The organism is Bradyrhizobium betae, assembly GCF_004123905.1.
GTDB lineage: Bacteria > Pseudomonadota > Alphaproteobacteria > Rhizobiales > Xanthobacteraceae > Bradyrhizobium > Bradyrhizobium betae_A.
This window is the reverse complement of sequence record NZ_MZXW01000027.1, coordinates 1-1,383: the sequence shown is the minus strand read 5'-3', so window position 1 is coordinate 1,383 and position 1,383 is coordinate 1. Positions and strand designations below refer to the sequence as shown.

The 1,383-nt window shown below is 61.0% G+C and carries 2 protein-coding genes; both read left to right on the top strand.

Going from position 1 to position 1,383, the window contains the following annotated elements:
• Positions 1 to 65: 65 nt before the first annotated feature.
• Positions 66 to 467 carry a helix-turn-helix domain-containing protein gene (locus B5V03_RS23230; RefSeq protein ID WP_129272720.1) on the top strand — a complete coding sequence of 134 codons (402 nt, stop codon included), beginning with the start codon at positions 66 to 68 and terminating at the stop codon, positions 465 to 467.
• Positions 464 to 1,321, top strand: a complete 858-nt coding sequence (locus B5V03_RS23225) for an IS3 family transposase (protein ID WP_129272719.1) — start codon at positions 464 to 466, stop codon at positions 1,319 to 1,321. Before B5V03_RS23230 ends, B5V03_RS23225 begins: the two co-directional genes overlap by 4 nt.
• Positions 1,322 to 1,383: the final 62 nt, after the last annotated feature.

Here is a 1,383-nt window from a genome sequence, read left to right as displayed (position 1 = left end):
GTGCTGGACTGCACCCCTGAAGTGAGACACGATAATTACAGTGACAGGCATTTCGAGGATGACCTGTGGCAGGACGAGGAAAGAAGCGTCAGTTTCCGACGGCTTACAAATTGAAGGCGATCAAGCGGGTTGAGCGAGGCGAAGGCGTCCTTCCTGTGGCCCGCGAGCTTGGAATCTCCCGCAAGATTCTCCATGACTGGATCAAAGCCTGGAACGCCGATGGGCCGGACGGTTTGAACCGGAAGCCCGGACCCAAACCTGGCCCCCGCAAGCTCAAGCCGCTGCTGACGTACGACGACAAGCGCTCCGCCCTCGCGCTTGCCAAAGCCCGCATCGCCGAGCTCGAACGCCTGGTAGGCCGCCAGCAGATGGACCTCGATTTTTTTCGGCAAGCCTTGCGCGCATTGAAGCGGCCGGCAGCGCAAGGCAAACCCGCATCCGCATTATCGAAGTCATCAAAGCCATGACGTCGAAGACACTGGATGCTCGTGCCGATGTGCAGCGCCTGTGTCGCCTCGCGGGCCTGCCGCGCGCGACGTATTATCGCCATCACGCCAAACGCAGCCACGAGACGGCCGAGTGCGAGCTGCACGACGTGATCCAGCGCATTTGCCTCAAGCACGTCTTCTACGGCTATCGACGGGTGACAGCCACCCTCAGACGCCAAGGCATGGTCGTAAACGCCAAGAAAGTTCAGCGACTTATGCGCGAAGATAACCTGCTGGCGCAGCGCAAGACGCCGTTTCTGAAGCCGCCGGCGGAGCGGCCATCGGGCTTTCTCGTCGTCCCCAATCTGGTCCGCGGCCTGGTGCCGTCCGCACCCGACCAGATCTGGGTCGCGGACATCACCTATGTGCATCTGGCCAAAACCTTCGCCTATCTCGCCGTCATTCTCGACGCGTTCTCGCGCAAGGCCGTTGGCTGGGCCTTCGAGGACACGCTCGATGCCTCGCTCGCCATCGCCGCGCTGGAAAAAGCTATCGCGGCTCGGGGACCGGCCCCGGGCAGCCTAATCCATCACTCCGACCGCGGCGTGCAATACGCGTCCATCGCCTATCGCCAGCGGCTTGCCGATCGCGACATCACCATCAGCATGAGCAGGCCGGGCAACCCCTTCGACAACGCCAAGGCTGAAAGCTTCATGAAAACGCTCAAGGCTGAACAGATCAACGGCAAAGACTTTGCCGACCTGGTCGACGCCCGCCGCCATATCAACAGCTTCATCGCGGAGGTCTACAACAAGGAGCGCCTGCACTCGGCGCTCGGATACCAGTCGCCTCTTGAGTTCGAAACCGCGTTCGCGCAAAACAACGCGCGGTAACGCATCGTGACAACCCCACTGTCACTGTAATTATCGTGTCTCACTTCAGGGGTGCAGTCCAG